Here is a 15,549-nt window from a genome sequence, read left to right on the forward strand (position 1 = left end):
CCAGGCACTTCAAGCAACAGTCGCCTGTATTTGATGATCGCGGGAACAAACCGGGAAAAGGCACCGACCGCAGAATCGTCTAAAATTAATCTGGTGCGATCCTGCTTTGAACAAGGGGAAGATAATGATTCGATTGATTGCATGGATGCTGATTGCTGGTACCGCAGTTCTGGCCGGCTGCAACACGATGGCGGGCGCAGGCCAGGACATTTCGAAGGGTGGCCAGGCGATCAAGAATGAGGCACAGGAATCCAAGTAAGGGCGCCAACCGAGGGAGTGCGAGTCATAGACATCGTTTCACTTTTTTGGCCGGCGCTTCTGAAGATCGGCGAGCGTCTTGTCGATTCTCCAGTCACGGTGCCTGATCCGCGACGTTGCTCTCGAGATCAGCAATAGGGAGCACCTTCGGTCTAGCTCGGGCACGTGACATGCTTCTCCGAAGGTGTCGCAACACATCCGGGGCGTCAAAATCGAAAGACGGCGACGGCGTGAAAATGAACGTATTCAGATTGGCGCGTGAGTCGGGACTGGCGGTGCTTTTAGACGGAAGAATCGGTAGGCAGGAGTACACCAGCGTGTCCGGGTCGATGGATGCGCTCCAGCGTTTTGCGGAGGCCGTCCGGATCGCTGCATTGCACGAGTGCAGGACGGGTGCGCGACCGCCGCGGGACGCTCCTCGCCGACCCTGCCACTGGCGTGCGGCAGCGCACCATGAAGCCCTCAGATCCCTGGGTTCCGTGCGCGGGGCAATGGTCTCGCCAACAGGACAAATCGACGTACGACCGTTGATCAGGTAATCACGGCAATGACATATCAAGACGACCATCGGGCCGACGCCATCGCGTCGAGCATTACGGTGCGCGCGGCGGCGGGCCAGCTGAAGATTATCCCGGTCTGGCAAGCGTTGGGGCAGCACGCGTCCCAGGCGAGACGGACCCGGGTTCACTGCCATCGAAAACATCAGTTCGACGAGATGACGGTCACCTTCGAGTCCATTTCTCGAGCGGACGTGCTGGACATTGCACGACGGGTGAGTGCCCTGCCGTGGGTTGTCGCGGCCACGCTCGACGTGGGTGAGTCATCGTCGTCGAGCATGCATTGAAATCACGGGATACCTCACCGGAGGGTGGCCTGGCCCAGCCACGTGGAATAAGGTTCTACAAGCGACGCAGCGCATCCGCAAGCTCGTCGAGCGACAGTGGCTTGGTGAGGTGGCAGTCGAATATCCGATCGTCGGACGGGAGTCTGCTCGCGCCATCGATATAGCCTGTCAACGCCACCAGCCTTGTCAGGCAGCATTGCGCCCGGAGACGAAGCAGCTGGGCCAGCTCAAAGCCGTCCATACCGGGCATGCAGACGTCAATCAGCGCAACGTCCGGGGCGAAGGACTCCACGATCGAGAGCGCGTCGGGTCCACTGCATGCCCGCCGTACTTCGTGGCCCTCCAGTTCCAGCAGCGTACCTAGCGCGTCCGCAGCGTCTTCGTTGTCGTCGACCAGCAGCATGCGCATCGGTGCCAGCACGCGCGTCGTGCTCATTGCGGGCTCGTCCACGCTTTCGCGGACGATGGGTAACCGCAGGGTGACTGCCGTTCCCAGGCCTTCACCGGGGCTGGCAATGGTGACGGTGCCGTTGTGGGCCTTCACCAGATGCTTAACGACAGCGAGTCCAATGCCAAGGCCGCCTTCCGCCCGTTTTCTCGCAGACGCCGACTGGACGAACATGTCAAAGACGTGGGGCAGCAACGCAGGGGAAATGCCTACGCCATTGTCCGTTACGGTAATGACCGCCTCGCGCGGCGACGACCCAGGTGTCGACGTGATGCCTGGGTTCGGCGCCTCCACCAGTAACGTGATGTCGCCCTCAGCAGGCGTGTATTTCACCGCGTTCGACAGCAGGTTCGACACAATCTGCGTCAGACGGGCGGGGTCCGCAAAGACCGGCACCGGGTACGGCGGAACCGTGACCGTCAGCCGGTGCTGATTGTTCCTGATTTCGGCCTGCGTCGCCGCCACCGCATCCGCCACGATATCCTGGAGCAACCCGTACGAAGGATGCACGGAAAGTTTGCCATGCCTGATGCGGGACGCGTCCAGCAGATCGCCGACGAGTCGCTTCATTAACCGTATCTGCCGGTCAGCGATATCCAGCGCAGACAGTACGACGGCATTGTCGGCGGACAGCTTACGCACAGCCGCCATGGCACTGTCTATCGGCGCCAGGGGATTGCGCAGTTCGTGACTGAGCAAGGCGATGACATCGTCCTTGCGCGCTTCCGCCAGGGCTAGCGCGTTGCGCGCTGTCTCCGCCTCCGCCGCCCGGGCTTCCGCGTCGGCCTTCGCGCGGGTAATCGTGAGCGCAGCGCAGGTGAAGTGCGCGAGGCTGGTCAGGATCCGGCGATCCTCGCTGTCGAAGAGATGCTCCGGGTCATGCGACATCACCCACAGGGTGCCCCACGGCTCGGGCTCGTCCGGGATCGGGACGACCAGTTCCTCGACGATGGGCGGATTGACTCCTTCCAGACAGACGAAATGGCGCTGGGGAAACGAAAACAGTTGCCCTGCGGCCAGTTCGAGCGCAATCCCACTCGGACTGTCGGCGATCGGAGTGACGGTGCCAGCTACGTTGCCACATTGACCCGAAACCGTGACCCAGCGAAAGACCCGGGTCCCGTCGGCGTCGCGTTCCAACAGGCCGATGCCCGCACTGCCCGCCTCGCACAGGTCCAGCGCCATGTCCGACAGTGTCTGCAGCATGGCCCCATCCGAAGACGTCAGCGCCTGCGCCAGACGATGCATTGCCTTGCTCTCAGCCGCAAAATCAGGCGGGCGATGCGGACGTACGTTAAGTGTTGGTGTGATCAGGGCGCCCGCGCTGCGCGCGCGTTCCGCTGCGATTGACGCAGACGGTTCGGCCATATGGCCTCCTGGTTGTAATTTGTGGCTATGGGTGGCAAAAATTGCAGTGCTGAATGAATTGTAGTCGCCTGAAAGCTGATCACCAGGATTGTCTGGATGCCGACGGCGCTGTCTGCGATGCCTCCTGATCCAACTGGGTACGTTTATTGCGAAAGCGGGTAGTTACCCTTTGTGTGACGGCGGCATCCGGATTGGCGACAGTACTTCTTGTTGACGATGACCCGAGTATCCTGCGCCCGCTTCGATTTCTGATCGAGCAGGAGGGATACCGCGTCCTCACGGCAAGGGACGGGGCAGCGGGTCTGATCGTCGTCGCTAGCGAATGTCCGGATCTCATCGTGACCGACTGGATGATGCCGACGGTAGACGGCATTGAACTGTGCCGACGATTGAAGGGCGACGTGGCAACAGCCGCGATTCCGGTGGTCATGCTGTCAGCTGCGTTGCCGCCTCATCCGAAGGAGCGATTGTGGGACGTACTGCTGCTGAAACCCGCACCCATCGGTCGACTGATAGAGGCGATTCGCGCTCTACTGGACGGATCCCGTGCCGATCTGACGGCAGGGAATGGCGCGCACTGAACGCCCGGCAACTCATGCGCGTGGTCCGCTCCGGCCGGATTCTGCTTTGTCTACCGGGCGTCCCGCTGGGTAATGAAGTTCGTCGTCGATATGGTGCCCCAACGAGACGGGATGAACAGGGGTGACGCTGAGTGCGGTTCTCGTCAGCTTCCCAAACCGCCCGGATTTCCAGTGCACAGCAAAGCTTCGCTTCAAGACAGGGTTCGGCACCATGGATACGCTTCAGGCAATGAGAGTGTTCGTTCGTATCGTCGAGGCGGGAAGCCTCACGCGTGCGGCGGACTCCTCCGGCATGAGCATGCCCACTGTGTCGAAGCTGCTGCAGACGCTCGAGCATCACCTCGGCTGCAAGCTGATGAACCGGACTACCCGCAAGGTCTCGCTGACGGAAGACGGACATGCCTACTATCAGCGATGCGTCAATGTGCTCAGTGAAATCGACGACATGGAAGCGTCGCTTTCACGGGCCAAGGTTGCACCAAAGGGACGTCTGAAGATCAACCTTCCCACTGCGCTGGCCAAACACCTCGTCATCCCTGCATTGCCCGAATTCGTCGCGCAGTATCCAGACATCCATATCGAACTCGGACTCACCGACCGTCAGGTCGACGTGATCGGAGAAGGCGTCGACTGTGTCGTGCGCGTGGGTGCGCTGGCGGATTCCGGGCTCGTCGCAAAGCGCATCGGCAGCATGACGACATGCGTGTGCGCTTCCGCCGATTATCTGGCCCGGTATGGCACGCCCATGATGATCGCGGACCTGGATCAGCACGTCGCGGTGAACTATATATCGGGCGACACCGGTCGCCCGCGGATATGGGAGTTTCTGGTTGACGGAGAAACGAAAAGTGTCCCGATGAGAGGCGCAGTGTCCGTCAACGACGCCGATGCTTACGTAGCGTGCGTACTCGCCGGTCTGGGACTCGGCAAGACCGCGCTGTACCTCGTCGAACCCTACCTTCGGGACGGCCGGCTTCAGGAAGTGCTTCGGCCTTTCAATGCGAAGCCACGGCCGGTCTCCTTGCTCTACGTGCCGAACCGGCATCTGCCGCAAAAGCTCAAGCTCTTCATCGACTGGATCAACGCGCTCTTCGCGAAGTATCCTGGCTTGCAGGGCAAGGCCTTGTAAGTGTGTCGCCGCCGGCCGTACCGCATGTTTCGCCAGACTTTCCCGCTGCCTCCTCTTCCGCCGTCACCCGGGTAGGCTCAGCACTTTCAGCATCACATCAGGCTCGCCGTGCGCGTGACGTCTTGTTATAATTCTTTCAGGAAATCGAACGAAACATAACGCGCACCCACGCTACGCGCCAGGACCTCCATGCTGAAAACCGACCGGCTCCGCGCCCTCGCCGATGCGCTGGCAAAGCAGAACGTGATGCGCCTGCGTGACGCCGCGACATTGCTGGGCGTATCTGAAATGACCGTCCGGCGCGATATCGCGGGCAGCCCCGAGCGGTTCACCTATCTTGGCGGTTATATCGTCAGCGCCACAGATGTGCCCAACAACGCCGGCTATTCACTCGAAGAGGAAAAGGACCACTTCGCGCAGGCCAAGGCGGAAGCCTCAGCGGTCGCGGCGGGTCTTATCGGCGACAACGAAACACTTTTCATCGATTGCGGCACGACGCTCACCACGCTCGCGCGGCTGATTCCAGTCGAGCGCCATGTGACCGTCGTGTGCTATTCGCTGAATGTCGCGGAGATTCTGCGGCGCAAGCCGAATGTGCGAATGATCCTGCTGGGCGGTGTCTACGTGCCGTCGTCCGATTCATTCGCCGGCGAGGAAAGCCTCGAAATGCTGCGTCGGATGGGGATCAACAAGGCGTTCATTTCCGCCGGCGGCGTAGATACTGCGCGTGGCGTGACCTGCTGGAATTTTCACGAAGTCGCGTTGAAGCAGGCCGCGATGGCGAGTGCCGTCGAGCGGCATCTCGTGGTCGACATGAGCAAGTTCGGCGTCGTGAAGGCGGTGCGTTTCTCGCAGATCGACGACTTCGATTCGATCATTACCGAGAAAGGACAGGAGCTGCGCAAGCGCAAGTGAATGCGACTGCAGCACGACGAAGTCCGCCGTGCTGCAGGATCACGCAGCAAAGCCGTCAGCTTTTGCGCTGCAATGCGAAGAGTGTCCCGGCGATCAGAATGAATGCGCCGATGATCACCTTCTGCCAGGTGCTCGGCACGCCGACCAGAATCAGCACGCTATTGATCAGCGTCACCAGTACGACACCGAGCAGCGTCCCCACTACCGTTCCCGTGCCGCCCGTGATGCGTGCACCGCCCAGGATCACCGCTGCGATCACATCCAGTTCCGATCCGACCAGATCGAACGGATTGGCAAGACGGTTGTTCGACACATGCAAAATACCCGCGATGCCGGCAAGCATGCCCGTATAGCCGAACACGAACAGATGGATCGCGCGCAGGTTGTAGCCAAGCCGCTCGGCAATCGTCAGACTGCCGCCCATCGCATAGACACCGCGCCCCATCATCGTCCGGTTGAGCAACCACCACGTGACGAACGCTGCCGCCACCAGCGCCAGCACCGAGACCGGCAACACCGCACGCAGCCCGTCACCCGTGTGATAGAAAAACAGCGGGATACGCCCGAACCGGTCCATGCTGTGCGGAATGTTCATGAAGAACGACGTACCGATGAACGTCAGCAGAAGGCCGCGATACAGATACTGCGTGCCAATCGTCACGATCAGCGAAGGCGCTTTCAACCGGTGAACCAGCAGTCCGTTAATGATGCCGAGTACAACACCGCCGAGCGCACCCGTGATCAGGATCAACGCGAACGGCGCGTCGGGCCACCACGCAAACACGGCTTTAGTGATGCCGTACATGGTTAGCGCAGCGATCGCGGTAAACGACACATCGATGCCGCCGGACGCGAGCACGACGAGCGTACCCAGCGCGAAGAGCGACATCGTCGTCGCTGAATGCAACAGGTCGAAGAGCGTCGCAAGCTGGAAAAAGCGTGGATTGATCGCACCGACGATCAGGCACGTGGCGGCAATCAGCGCAACAGTGAACCACTCGGGATTACGCGTGAACTTCGCGCGCACGCTGAGCGGCTTGACCCTGGGCGCGACTTCGACAACGGTTGGAGTGGTCATGGTCTGGTTAATACGCGAATTCATGCGGGGTGCGTCCTCTCATTCCAGCTATGCCGCTTCCGAAAGCAGCGCGTGATACAGGTCGGCTTCGTCCAGTGCATCGGCTTTGTATTCGTTCGCGACGCGCCCTTTCTTCATCATCAGGATGCGGTCGCAGTTCTGCAGGAGTTCCGGCAGGTCGTCGCTGATCAGGATGATGCCGATGCCGCGTTGCGACAGGCGCTGCATGATGCGGTAGATGATGTCTTTCGATCCAACGTCGACGCCAACTGTCGGTCCGTGCAGGATCAGTACACGCGGATCGATCGCAAGCCAGCGGCCGATCAGTACGCGCTGCTGATTACCGCCCGACAGCGACTGCACCGGCTTGTCGATGCCAGGCGTCGCGATCTGCAAATCCTTCACTGTCTGCTCCGCGAGTGCCTGCGCGCGCGCACGATCGATCTGGCCGAAGCGGTCGCGCAGACTGGATATCATCGCGGTGATGACGTTGTCGCGGATCGGTTTATCGAGGAATAGTCCTTCATTCAGGCGGTCTTCTGGCACATAGCCGATGCGATGATGTTTCGCATCCGACGGGGTACGCAGTGTGACCGGCTTGCCGTCGAGCACGACCTGCCCTGACTGCGCGGGTGCGACGCCCGCCAGTGCGCGCGCAAGTTCGTTACGTCCTGAATCAAGCAGGCCCGTGATACCCAGAATCTCTCCGCCGTGCAGCGCGAATGAAACATCGCTGAACTGGCCAGCGCGCGTAAAGCCGCGCACATCGAGCACGACGTCCTGCCCGACGCCACCTTCACGATAACGCTCGTTCGATAGATGACGTCCCGTCATCAACTCGCTGATCTGCGCTTTCGAGTACTGCGCAATCGGGCCTTGCGCCATCTTCTGCCCGTCGCGCAGCACGATCACTTCACCGCCGATTGCGTAGCACTCGTCGAGCTTGTGGCTGACGAACAGCACCGTGACGCCCTCTGCGCGCAGCCTGGCGAGCACGGCGATCAGATTGTCGACTTCCTTTTGCGTAAGTGATGTCGTGGGTTCGTCCATGATGACAAACTTCGCTTCGCTCGCAATGGCGCGGGCAATCGCGACGAGTTGACGCGTCGCGAGCGGCAATTCTTCGATCAGCGTCGCCTGAAAATCCGCATCGCCAGGCAGACCGACCGCTTCGAGCGCACGGGCCGCGGTGCGCGCCAGCGCGCGCCGGTCGAACGTGCGCGCAAGCCGCCCTTCGTGTTCCGCCAGTTCGGATGTGAGCGCAACGTTTTCCGCGACGCTCATGTTCGGCAGCAGCGACAGATCCTGATACACGGTCTCAATGCCCGCCGCGAGCGATTCCAGTGCAGACAGCCGCGCATGCCGCACGCCTTCGATAATCAGTTCGCCTTCGTCAGGCGGTTGCGCGCCCGAAATGATCTTGATGAGCGTGCTCTTGCCGCAGCCGTTTTCGCCAAGCAGGTGATAAATCTGGCCTCGCTCGAACGAGAGGCTCACGCCGCGCAACGCATGCACGCCAGTAAACCGCTTGTGCACGCCGACTACCTGCAGAAAAGGCTGCGATGACTGGGACTGCGGTGACGATACGTCTTGATTCATGATGGCGAGTCAGAGATACGCAGATGGAAAGGCGTGCCCCCAGGAAGACGGGCACGCCGCGACACATCGATCAGAACGGATACTGCTTGTAGTTCGACTTGTCGACGTTCACCCAGCCCTGGCCGCGCACGATGATGCCCTTGCCCGGTCCCTTCGCGACCGTGACTTTCGTGTAGCCCGGAATGCCGAGATCGGCGCCGTTCTCAACCGTCTTGCCGTCAATCAGCATCTGCGCGACCTTGTTCATCGCGATACCGGCGAGCTTCGGATCCCAGAACGCGATGCCGTTGACGGCGCCGCTTTCGAGGAACTTGCCCGCTTCGGTCGGCAGACCCGTGCCGTACACGCAGATCTTGCCCTGCATGCCGGCCTCTTCGACCGCGCGACCAATGCCGATCACGTCGAGCGACGACGAGCCCTGGAAGCCCTTCAGGTCCGGATGCTTGCGCAACACTTCCTTCGCGACTTCGTATGCGCGTTCACCGTCGTTGTTGGTTTCGAGCTTCGGCTCGACCAGATTCATCTTCGGATACTTTGCTTTCGCGTTACCGATGCCGCCGTCTGCCCACTGCACCTGCGAGCGGCTGCCGAGCGAACCGACCAGCACGGCCCACTTGCCGTCGTCATGCATGCACGATGCGAGGCGCTCGTTGAGTCCGGCGCCGTATGCGGTGTTGTCGAAGGCTTCGATGTCGACCATCGTGTTCTTCGCGTTGTCCGCTTCATGCGTGACGACCTTGATGCCGCGATCCATCGCCTTTTTCAACGCGGGTTCCAGCGTGGGCGGATCGTAGGGCACGACGGCGATCGCGGTGACTTTCTTCGCGATCAGGTCTTCGATGATCTTCAGCTGCTGCGCGGCATCCGCGCGGCCCGGACCGGTTTGATACGCCTTCACACCGGGGTTGTCCTTCGCGAACTCCTTGACGCCGTCGTCCATCCGGTTGAACCAGTTGATGCCGGTCACCTTGACGACCGTGACGATCGTTTCGTCGGTTGCCGCCTGCGCAGCGGCGATCACGCCTACCGTGAGGGCGCCCGCTGCGAGCGCGGCACCCAGTCGAGTCAATTTCATGCAATGTCTCCTCTATCGTTCGATGTCGCCCCTCTTCACGGTCGCGGACAACCAGGGCTCGATGTCCGCCGCGTACTGAAACCCTTTTTCGCTGACTGCTTTGCTAGCGCTCTGGCGCCGTGCTGGAACTGCCAGACGCGCTTGCGTTACCGGAACCAGAACCACCGCCACCGCCGAATCCGAAGATCGCGCGCACCCGCTCGCCACCCGCGAAAGCCAGTGACAGCAGCAACAGAAACCCCCACGCGCAATCGCCGAAGAACTGCGACACGCCGAGCAGATTGAACAGGCTTGACAGGAATTGCAGGACGGTCGCGGCAAAGAACACGCAGATGATGCGTCCGTGGCCACCCGCCGGATTCACGCCGCCCATCACGGCGATCAGGATCGCGATCAGCAGATACGAGTTACCGTAGTCCCACTTCGCGCTGGACGTGTGCGTCACACTGATCAGTCCCGCAAGCGAAGCGAGCACGCCGCACATTGCATAGGTGGTGATGAGCATCCGTGCGCGCGGAATGCCGGCATAGAAAGCGGCTTTGGGATTGGTGCCCATCAGATAGAGACGCAGACCGAACGGGCTACGTTTGAGCAACCAGCCCAGCACGATAATCGCTGCGATAAAGATGCAGAACGCGATCGGCACCTGAAACACCGTACCGTTGCCGATCGCCGACAACGGGTCGACATAGTCGACATGCACCGACGCGCCATTGCTCAGCACAACCGCAAAGCCCGTGAACAGCAGCTGTGTGCCGAGCGTGCAGAGAATCGGAGTGAGCTTGAGCCGCGCGATGACGACGCCGTTCAGCAGACCGCCCAGCAGCCCCATCGCGACCACGATCGCGCAGAAGAGCGACGTATAGAGCACCGGCGAATCGTCGCCGTTGATGAAATGCGGCACAAGCATCGCGGCAACCATGCCCGACAGGTTAGCGAGCCCGATGCCGGACAGGTCGATCCCGCCATTGCCCGACACCATCGAGAGCATGATGCCGAGCGCGAGCAGACCGAGTTCGGGCAACTGGCCGCCCATCGACTGCAGGTTGTCGATATCGACAAACTGCCCGCGCGACAGCCACGTCGCAACCAGCACGACGAGCACGTTGACGATCAGCAGAAAATTCAGTTGCCGGTCGGCGAACAGTTTTCCGGTAGCAAACGAGGACTTCATGGCAATAACCCACTCCTTCAGGCCGCACAAACAGTCAGGAGGCCGGTGACATCTGGCCCGATTGCTTCAATACCCGATTCACTTCATCCAGGGTCGGCATGGAAGGCGCTGTGCCGGGACGCGTCACGGAGATGCCCGCCAGCGCGCAGCCGAAGCGCATCGCGGAGATCGCATCTTCGCCACGTGCGAGCGCGGCTGCGAATCCGCCCGTGAAGCCGTCGCCGGCGCCCGCGGTTTCGACCACGCGGCCACAATGATATGCGGGAACGAGTACCGATTGCGTCGCTGAATGCAGTAGCGCGCCGCCTTCGCCGAGCGTGACGATGACGGCGCCGACGCCTTTGGCAAGCAGCACGTCGGCGGCACGGCGCGCGTCGTCTGCGTTCGCGATCGGTACGCCGGTGAGCGCGGTCGCTTCGGTTTCATTCGGGGTGATGTAGTCGCACAACGGGAACATGCCGTCGTCGAGCGGCAGTGCAGGCGCGGGATTGAACACGGTGATGACACCGTGTTTCCGCGCCACTTCGAGCCCGCGTCGCGCTGCAGGCAGCGGTTGTTCGAGCTGCGTGACAAACACGCGCGCTGCGGCGATGTCGGCTTCGATCGCGTCGACGTCGGCGGCGTTCATCGTGCCGGCCGCGCCCGATGCGACGATGATCGCGTTCATGCCGGTGGTGTCGTCGACGAAGATGTGTGCCGCGCCCGTCGACACGCCGTCGACAACCGGCGCACGCGCGGTGATGCCTTCAGCGGCCCACGTTGCGCGGGCAATCGAGCCAAATGCATCGTTGCCGATGCGGGTGCAGAACACGACCTGCGCGCCGGCACGCGCCGCCGCGACCGCCTGATTCGAACCCTTGCCGCCGGGGCCCATCGCGAATGCCGAGCCGGCGATCGTCTCGCCGATCAGCGGCATGCGCTCCGCGCGAAACGTCAGGTCGGTAACGTAGATGCCGAGAATGACGACGCGCCCGCTTCGTTCCTGAGGTGCGTTCATGTGCGTTCCCCCAGGGGGACTTCCTTCGGGGCATCGGGTGCAAGCAGCACGCCCTTCTTGAACACGAAGCAGCCATAACCGCGCTGTTCACCCGTCGCGATGACGCAGTACGCCTTGCGCGCACGTTCATAGAACGCGAAACGCTCGATCGAAGCAAACGGCACATTGCGGCCTTCCGCCTTGTTCACCTCGGCCTGCGCCTCGCGTTGCACAGCAGGAATCGTGTCCGGTTCGCCCACGACTTCCATGCGCAACGCCGGATCGTCGACGAATGTATCGAGCGGCAGCACGGATAACACCGCGCGAATCGCACGCGCTGCGTCGACGCCGTCGAGGCGCAACAGCTTGCCGGTGACCGTTGCACGCGCAACGGAATCGGCGGGGAAATTCGCGTCGCAGATGATCAGTTCATCGCCGTGGCCCATCGCGCTCAACGCGTGCAGCACATCGGCGCTTAACAGCGGGTCCAGATTCTTCAGCACGTTGTCTCCTCCATTTCCTGGTTGGCGTGCATTTCGATTTCGTTCAGTCAGACGGTCAGTCAGTCGCCGTACGGTATCCAGATGTTCTTTACCTGCACGGCCTGACGCAGGAACGGCAGGCCTTCGCTCGACCGGTCGTACCAGTCGAACTGGCGTCCGTGATCGACGAACGTGCGCTTCAGGTTGCCGACCGACTCGCGTTCGACCAGCGTCGAATCCGTCGCGTTGCCGAAGCACCAGACCGCGTCGACATCGTCGTGTTTTGCGAGCGCAGGCAGCAGCGCGCCGCGCTCGCCGGTCACGATGTTCAGCACACCGCCGGGCACGTCAGATGTTTCGGCGACCTGGTAAAAGTCGGTGACTGCAAGCGGACACGTCTCGCCCGGTAACACAACAACACGATTGCCCATCGCAAGCGCCGGGGCCGCCAGCGAAACGAAGCCGAGCAGCGGCGCTTCGTCCGGGCACGCGATGCCAATCACGCCAAGCGGCTCGTTCATCGCCAGTGCGACGCCGCGCAGCGGCGGTGTATGCACCGCGCCGTCGAACTTGTCAGCCCATGCGGCGTACGTGAAGAGCCGCGCCACCGAAGCCTCGACTTCCGCGCGGGCCGCCGCTTCCGTTGCACCATTTCTCGCGACCAGCTGGCGTGCGAATTCATCGGCGCGAACCGCAAGATTCTCCGCGAGGTAGTACAGTACCTGAGCGCGGTTATGCGTGCTGGCCTGCGACCACTTCTGCGCTGCGCGTGCCGCTTCAACCGCGTTGCGGATGTCCTTCCGGTTACCCTCGCCCACTTCACCCACCAGCGTGCCATCCGGCGCATAAACCGGCAAAGAATAGCCGCTATCCGGACGCACCTGCTTGCCGCCGATAAAGAGCTTCGCGGTGCGGTCGATCGCCGCGACATTCGACGGCTGATCGCGCTTCGTTGCGCCAGCCCCATGCGGCACCGGCCGACGATCCGCAAGCTTGAGCCACGCACGCGGCTTCAGATATTCGTAAATGCCCTCACGTCCGCCTTCGCGGCCGTAGCCCGATTCGCGATAGCCGCCAAAACCGACTGCCGCATCGAACAGGTTCGTCGCATTGACCCACACGACACCGCATGCGAGGCGCGGGGCGATGTCGAGTGCCCGGCCGATGGTCTCGCTCCATACGCTGGCAGCGAGCCCATAGCGCGAGTTATTCGCGAGCGCGATCGCTTCGTCCGGCGTGCGGAAACTCATCGTCACCAGCACCGGGCCGAAGATTTCTTCCTGCGCGAGCGTCGAAGCCGGCGCGACGCCGGTGACCAGCGTCGGCGGATAAAAGCAGCCGCTAGCCGGCATCCCAGCACCGGGTGACTGCCAGACCGCGCAGCCTTCACGCCTTCCTGCCTCGACCAGCGAGTTGATCCGTTCGAGCTGCACCGGATCGACGATCGCGCCAATATCGATGCTCTTGTCGAGCGAGGTACCGACGCGCAGCGTTTCCATGCGACGCTTCAGCTTCGCGATGAAGCGCGCTTCGATGCCTTCCTGCACGAGCAGCCGTGAGCCTGCACAACAGACCTGCCCCTGGTTGAACCAGATCGCGTCCACAACGCCTTCAACCGCGCCATCGAGATCGGCATCGTCGAATACGATGAACGGCGACTTGCCGCCGAGCTCGAGCGTCAGCGATTTGCCCGAACCCGCCGTCACCGAGCGGATCAACCGCCCGACTTCGGTCGAACCCGTAAAGGCGATCTTGTCGACCTTCGGATGCGCGACGAGCGCCGCGCCGGTTCGACCGTCGCCTGTCACGACGTTCAGCACGCCCGCCGGCAAACCTGCACGATGCGCGAGTTCCGCGAACAGCAACGCGGTGAGCGGCGTGTATTCCGCGGGCTTCAATACAACACAGTTACCGGTCGCAATAGCCGGCGCGATTTTCCACGCGAGCATCAGCAGCGGAAAATTCCATGGCACGATCTGACCGACCACACCGAGCGGCGCGTAACTGGCGAATTCGCTGTCCTGCAACTGCGCCCAGCCCGCGTGATGCAGAAAATGCCGCGCGACGAGCGGCACATCGATATCGCGTGTTTCGCGGATCGGCTTGCCGTTATCAAGCGCTTCGAGCACGGCAAAGAGCCGGCTGTGACGCTGGACCATGCGCGCCAGCGCGTACAGATGCCGCGCGCGTCCTGCACCGCCCAGCGCGAGCCAGCCCCGCTGCGCAGCACGCGCTGCTGCGACGGCCGCGTCGACATCGGCAGCATCGCCCTGTGCGATGTCGGCGAGTCGCTCACCTGTCGCGGGTGCGTGCGAGACAAAGCGCTCACCGGCGGCAGGCGCATGCCACGCGCCACCGATGAAATGCCCGAAGGTCGCCTCGTGTTGCGCAAGCCATGCGCGCGCGGGCTGATCGTCCTCGGGTGCGGGACCGTACTCCATCGATGAAAAATACTCGGCTACGCTCATGGGATCGGTCTTGAGTTCAGGCTACAGGGTGACGGTTGAAAGCGGAATAACGGCCGCTCACATGATGTTCGAGCTGGCGTTCGATATCGGCCAGCAGGCTCGATGCGCCGATACGGAACAGATCGGGTTCGAGCCACTCTCGGCCAAGCTCTTCTTTCATCAGGATCTGATACGACAGCACGGACTTCGCGCCCGACACGCCGCCCGCCGGCTTGAAGCCGATCGGCACGCCGGTGCGTTCCTGGTATTCACGGATCATGCGCACCATCACAAGCGACACGTCGAGCGTCGCGTTGACGCCCTCCTTGCCCGTCGACGTCTTGATGAAATCGGCGCCGGCCATCATGCAGACCATCGATGCACGCGCAACGTTCGACAACGTGCGGATGTCGCCCGTCGCGAGAATCGTCTTCAGATGCGCAGGGCCGCAGGCCGCGCGGAAATCGCGCACTTCGTCGTACAGCGCCTGCCAGTTGCCGGTCAGCACGTATTCGCGCGTCACGACGATATCGATCTCCATCGCACCGTCCGCAACCGATGCCTCGATCTCTCTCAGCTTCAGCGGATGCGGGATCAGGCCAGCCGGAAAACCGGTCGACACCGCTGCGACCGGAATACCGCTGCCTTTCAGCGCATCGACCGCTGCCGCGACGAAGCGGTGATAGACACACACCGCGCCCGTCGTGATGGCCTGCGGCGCCATGCCGAGCGCTTCGAGAATGTCAGCACGCACGGGCTGCCGCGCCTTCGCGCAGAGACGTCGCACGCGGCCCTCGGTGTCGTCGCCATTGAGCGTCGTGAGGTCGATGCAGGTCACGGCCTTCAGCAGCCACGCGGCCTGCGCATCCTTCTTGACGGTGCGGCGTGTGGCAAGCGTGGCGGTTCGCCGTTCAACAGCGGACTGGTTCACACGCAGGCCGTCCAGCCACGACGCGTCGAATGGCGTGCCCGGATTGCGTACCGGGTGGATGAGCGGGCCGCCGCGCAGCGCGATGACCGAAGAAGACGAAGAAGGAGCTTCAGGCATGAGACATCCGGAAATTGGTGCGATGCACATCAAAAGCTGATGAGTCGTTCGGGTCTATGCTACATCGATTGATAGAATTATCACAAGCTTTGCGATGCAATCATTACATTTTGATCGTAACGAGCAC

The 15,549-nt window shown here is 62.0% G+C and carries 14 protein-coding genes; 5 read left to right on the plus strand and 9 right to left on the minus strand.

Translation table 11 applies throughout. The features are described from left to right. Positions 1 to 124: 124 nt before the first annotated feature. Both P3T16_RS31575 and P3T16_RS31580 read left to right on the plus strand, forming a co-directional pair. Positions 125 to 259 (plus strand): entericidin A/B family lipoprotein, encoded by a 135-nt coding sequence (locus P3T16_RS31575; RefSeq protein WP_115101171.1) that lies wholly within the window; start codon positions 125 to 127, stop codon positions 257 to 259. A 546-nt stretch (positions 260 to 805) separates the two neighbouring features. Further along, a complete protein-coding gene (locus P3T16_RS31580) occupies positions 806 to 1,102 on the plus strand; it encodes a hypothetical protein (RefSeq protein WP_429255583.1) in 297 nt (98 codons plus the stop codon). A 55-nt stretch (positions 1,103 to 1,157) separates the two neighbouring features. On the opposite strand, the gene P3T16_RS31585 is transcribed toward P3T16_RS31580, so the two are convergent. Next, positions 1,158 to 2,918, minus strand: a complete 1,761-nt coding sequence (locus P3T16_RS31585) for a hybrid sensor histidine kinase/response regulator (RefSeq protein WP_429345214.1) — start codon at positions 2,916 to 2,918, stop codon at positions 1,158 to 1,160. Between the two features lie 191 nt (positions 2,919 to 3,109). Between P3T16_RS31585 and P3T16_RS31590 the strand changes: the two genes are divergently transcribed. From P3T16_RS31590 to P3T16_RS31600, 3 genes are all read left to right on the plus strand, one after another. Beyond that, complete coding sequence (locus P3T16_RS31590) at positions 3,110 to 3,499, plus strand: response regulator transcription factor (RefSeq protein ID WP_429345215.1); 390 nt, start codon at positions 3,110 to 3,112, stop codon at positions 3,497 to 3,499. A gap of 211 nt (positions 3,500 to 3,710) precedes the next feature. Then, on the plus strand, positions 3,711 to 4,628 hold the full coding sequence (locus P3T16_RS31595) for a LysR family transcriptional regulator (protein WP_429345216.1): 918 nt from the start codon (positions 3,711 to 3,713) through the stop codon (positions 4,626 to 4,628). Positions 4,629 to 4,817: 189 nt separating this feature from the next. Beyond that, on the plus strand, positions 4,818 to 5,543 hold the full coding sequence (locus P3T16_RS31600) for a DeoR/GlpR family DNA-binding transcription regulator (RefSeq protein ID WP_429255587.1): 726 nt from the start codon (positions 4,818 to 4,820) through the stop codon (positions 5,541 to 5,543). Between the two features lie 55 nt (positions 5,544 to 5,598). On the opposite strand, the gene P3T16_RS31605 is transcribed toward P3T16_RS31600, so the two are convergent. From P3T16_RS31605 to deoC, 8 genes are all read right to left on the minus strand, one after another. Further along, positions 5,599 to 6,645, minus strand: coding sequence for an ABC transporter permease (locus tag P3T16_RS31605; protein WP_429255588.1), 1,047 nt, complete (start codon positions 6,643 to 6,645; stop codon positions 5,599 to 5,601). Positions 6,646 to 6,669: 24 nt separating this feature from the next. Then, positions 6,670 to 8,220, minus strand: coding sequence for a sugar ABC transporter ATP-binding protein (locus P3T16_RS31610; protein WP_429345217.1), 1,551 nt, complete (start codon positions 8,218 to 8,220; stop codon positions 6,670 to 6,672). 70 nt (positions 8,221 to 8,290) lie between these two features. Continuing rightward, positions 8,291 to 9,295 (minus strand): autoinducer 2 ABC transporter substrate-binding protein, encoded by a 1,005-nt coding sequence (locus P3T16_RS31615; protein WP_429255590.1) that lies wholly within the window; start codon positions 9,293 to 9,295, stop codon positions 8,291 to 8,293. A 103-nt stretch (positions 9,296 to 9,398) separates the two neighbouring features. After that, entirely contained in the window at positions 9,399 to 10,469 is a 1,071-nt protein-coding gene (locus tag P3T16_RS31620; RefSeq protein ID WP_429345218.1) for an ABC transporter permease, read from the minus strand. Positions 10,470 to 10,503: 34 nt separating this feature from the next. Continuing rightward, a complete protein-coding gene (gene rbsK, locus P3T16_RS31625; protein WP_429345219.1) occupies positions 10,504 to 11,466 on the minus strand; it encodes a ribokinase in 963 nt (320 codons plus the stop codon). Continuing rightward, the gene (locus P3T16_RS31630; RefSeq protein WP_429345220.1) at positions 11,463 to 11,948 is read right to left on the minus strand and encodes an RbsD/FucU family protein; all 486 of its coding nucleotides are present in this window, start codon (positions 11,946 to 11,948) and stop codon (positions 11,463 to 11,465) included. Before P3T16_RS31630 ends, rbsK begins: the two co-directional genes overlap by 4 nt. Positions 11,949 to 12,007: 59 nt before the next feature. Beyond that, positions 12,008 to 14,395, minus strand: coding sequence for an aldehyde dehydrogenase family protein (locus tag P3T16_RS31635; protein ID WP_429345221.1), 2,388 nt, complete (start codon positions 14,393 to 14,395; stop codon positions 12,008 to 12,010). A gap of 16 nt (positions 14,396 to 14,411) precedes the next feature. Then, complete coding sequence (deoC, locus tag P3T16_RS31640; RefSeq protein WP_429345222.1) at positions 14,412 to 15,422, minus strand: deoxyribose-phosphate aldolase; 1,011 nt, start codon at positions 15,420 to 15,422, stop codon at positions 14,412 to 14,414. Positions 15,423 to 15,549 lie beyond the last annotated feature (127 nt).

Source organism: Paraburkholderia sp. GAS42 (assembly GCF_050436565.1).
Classification (GTDB): Bacteria; Pseudomonadota; Gammaproteobacteria; order Burkholderiales; family Burkholderiaceae; genus Paraburkholderia.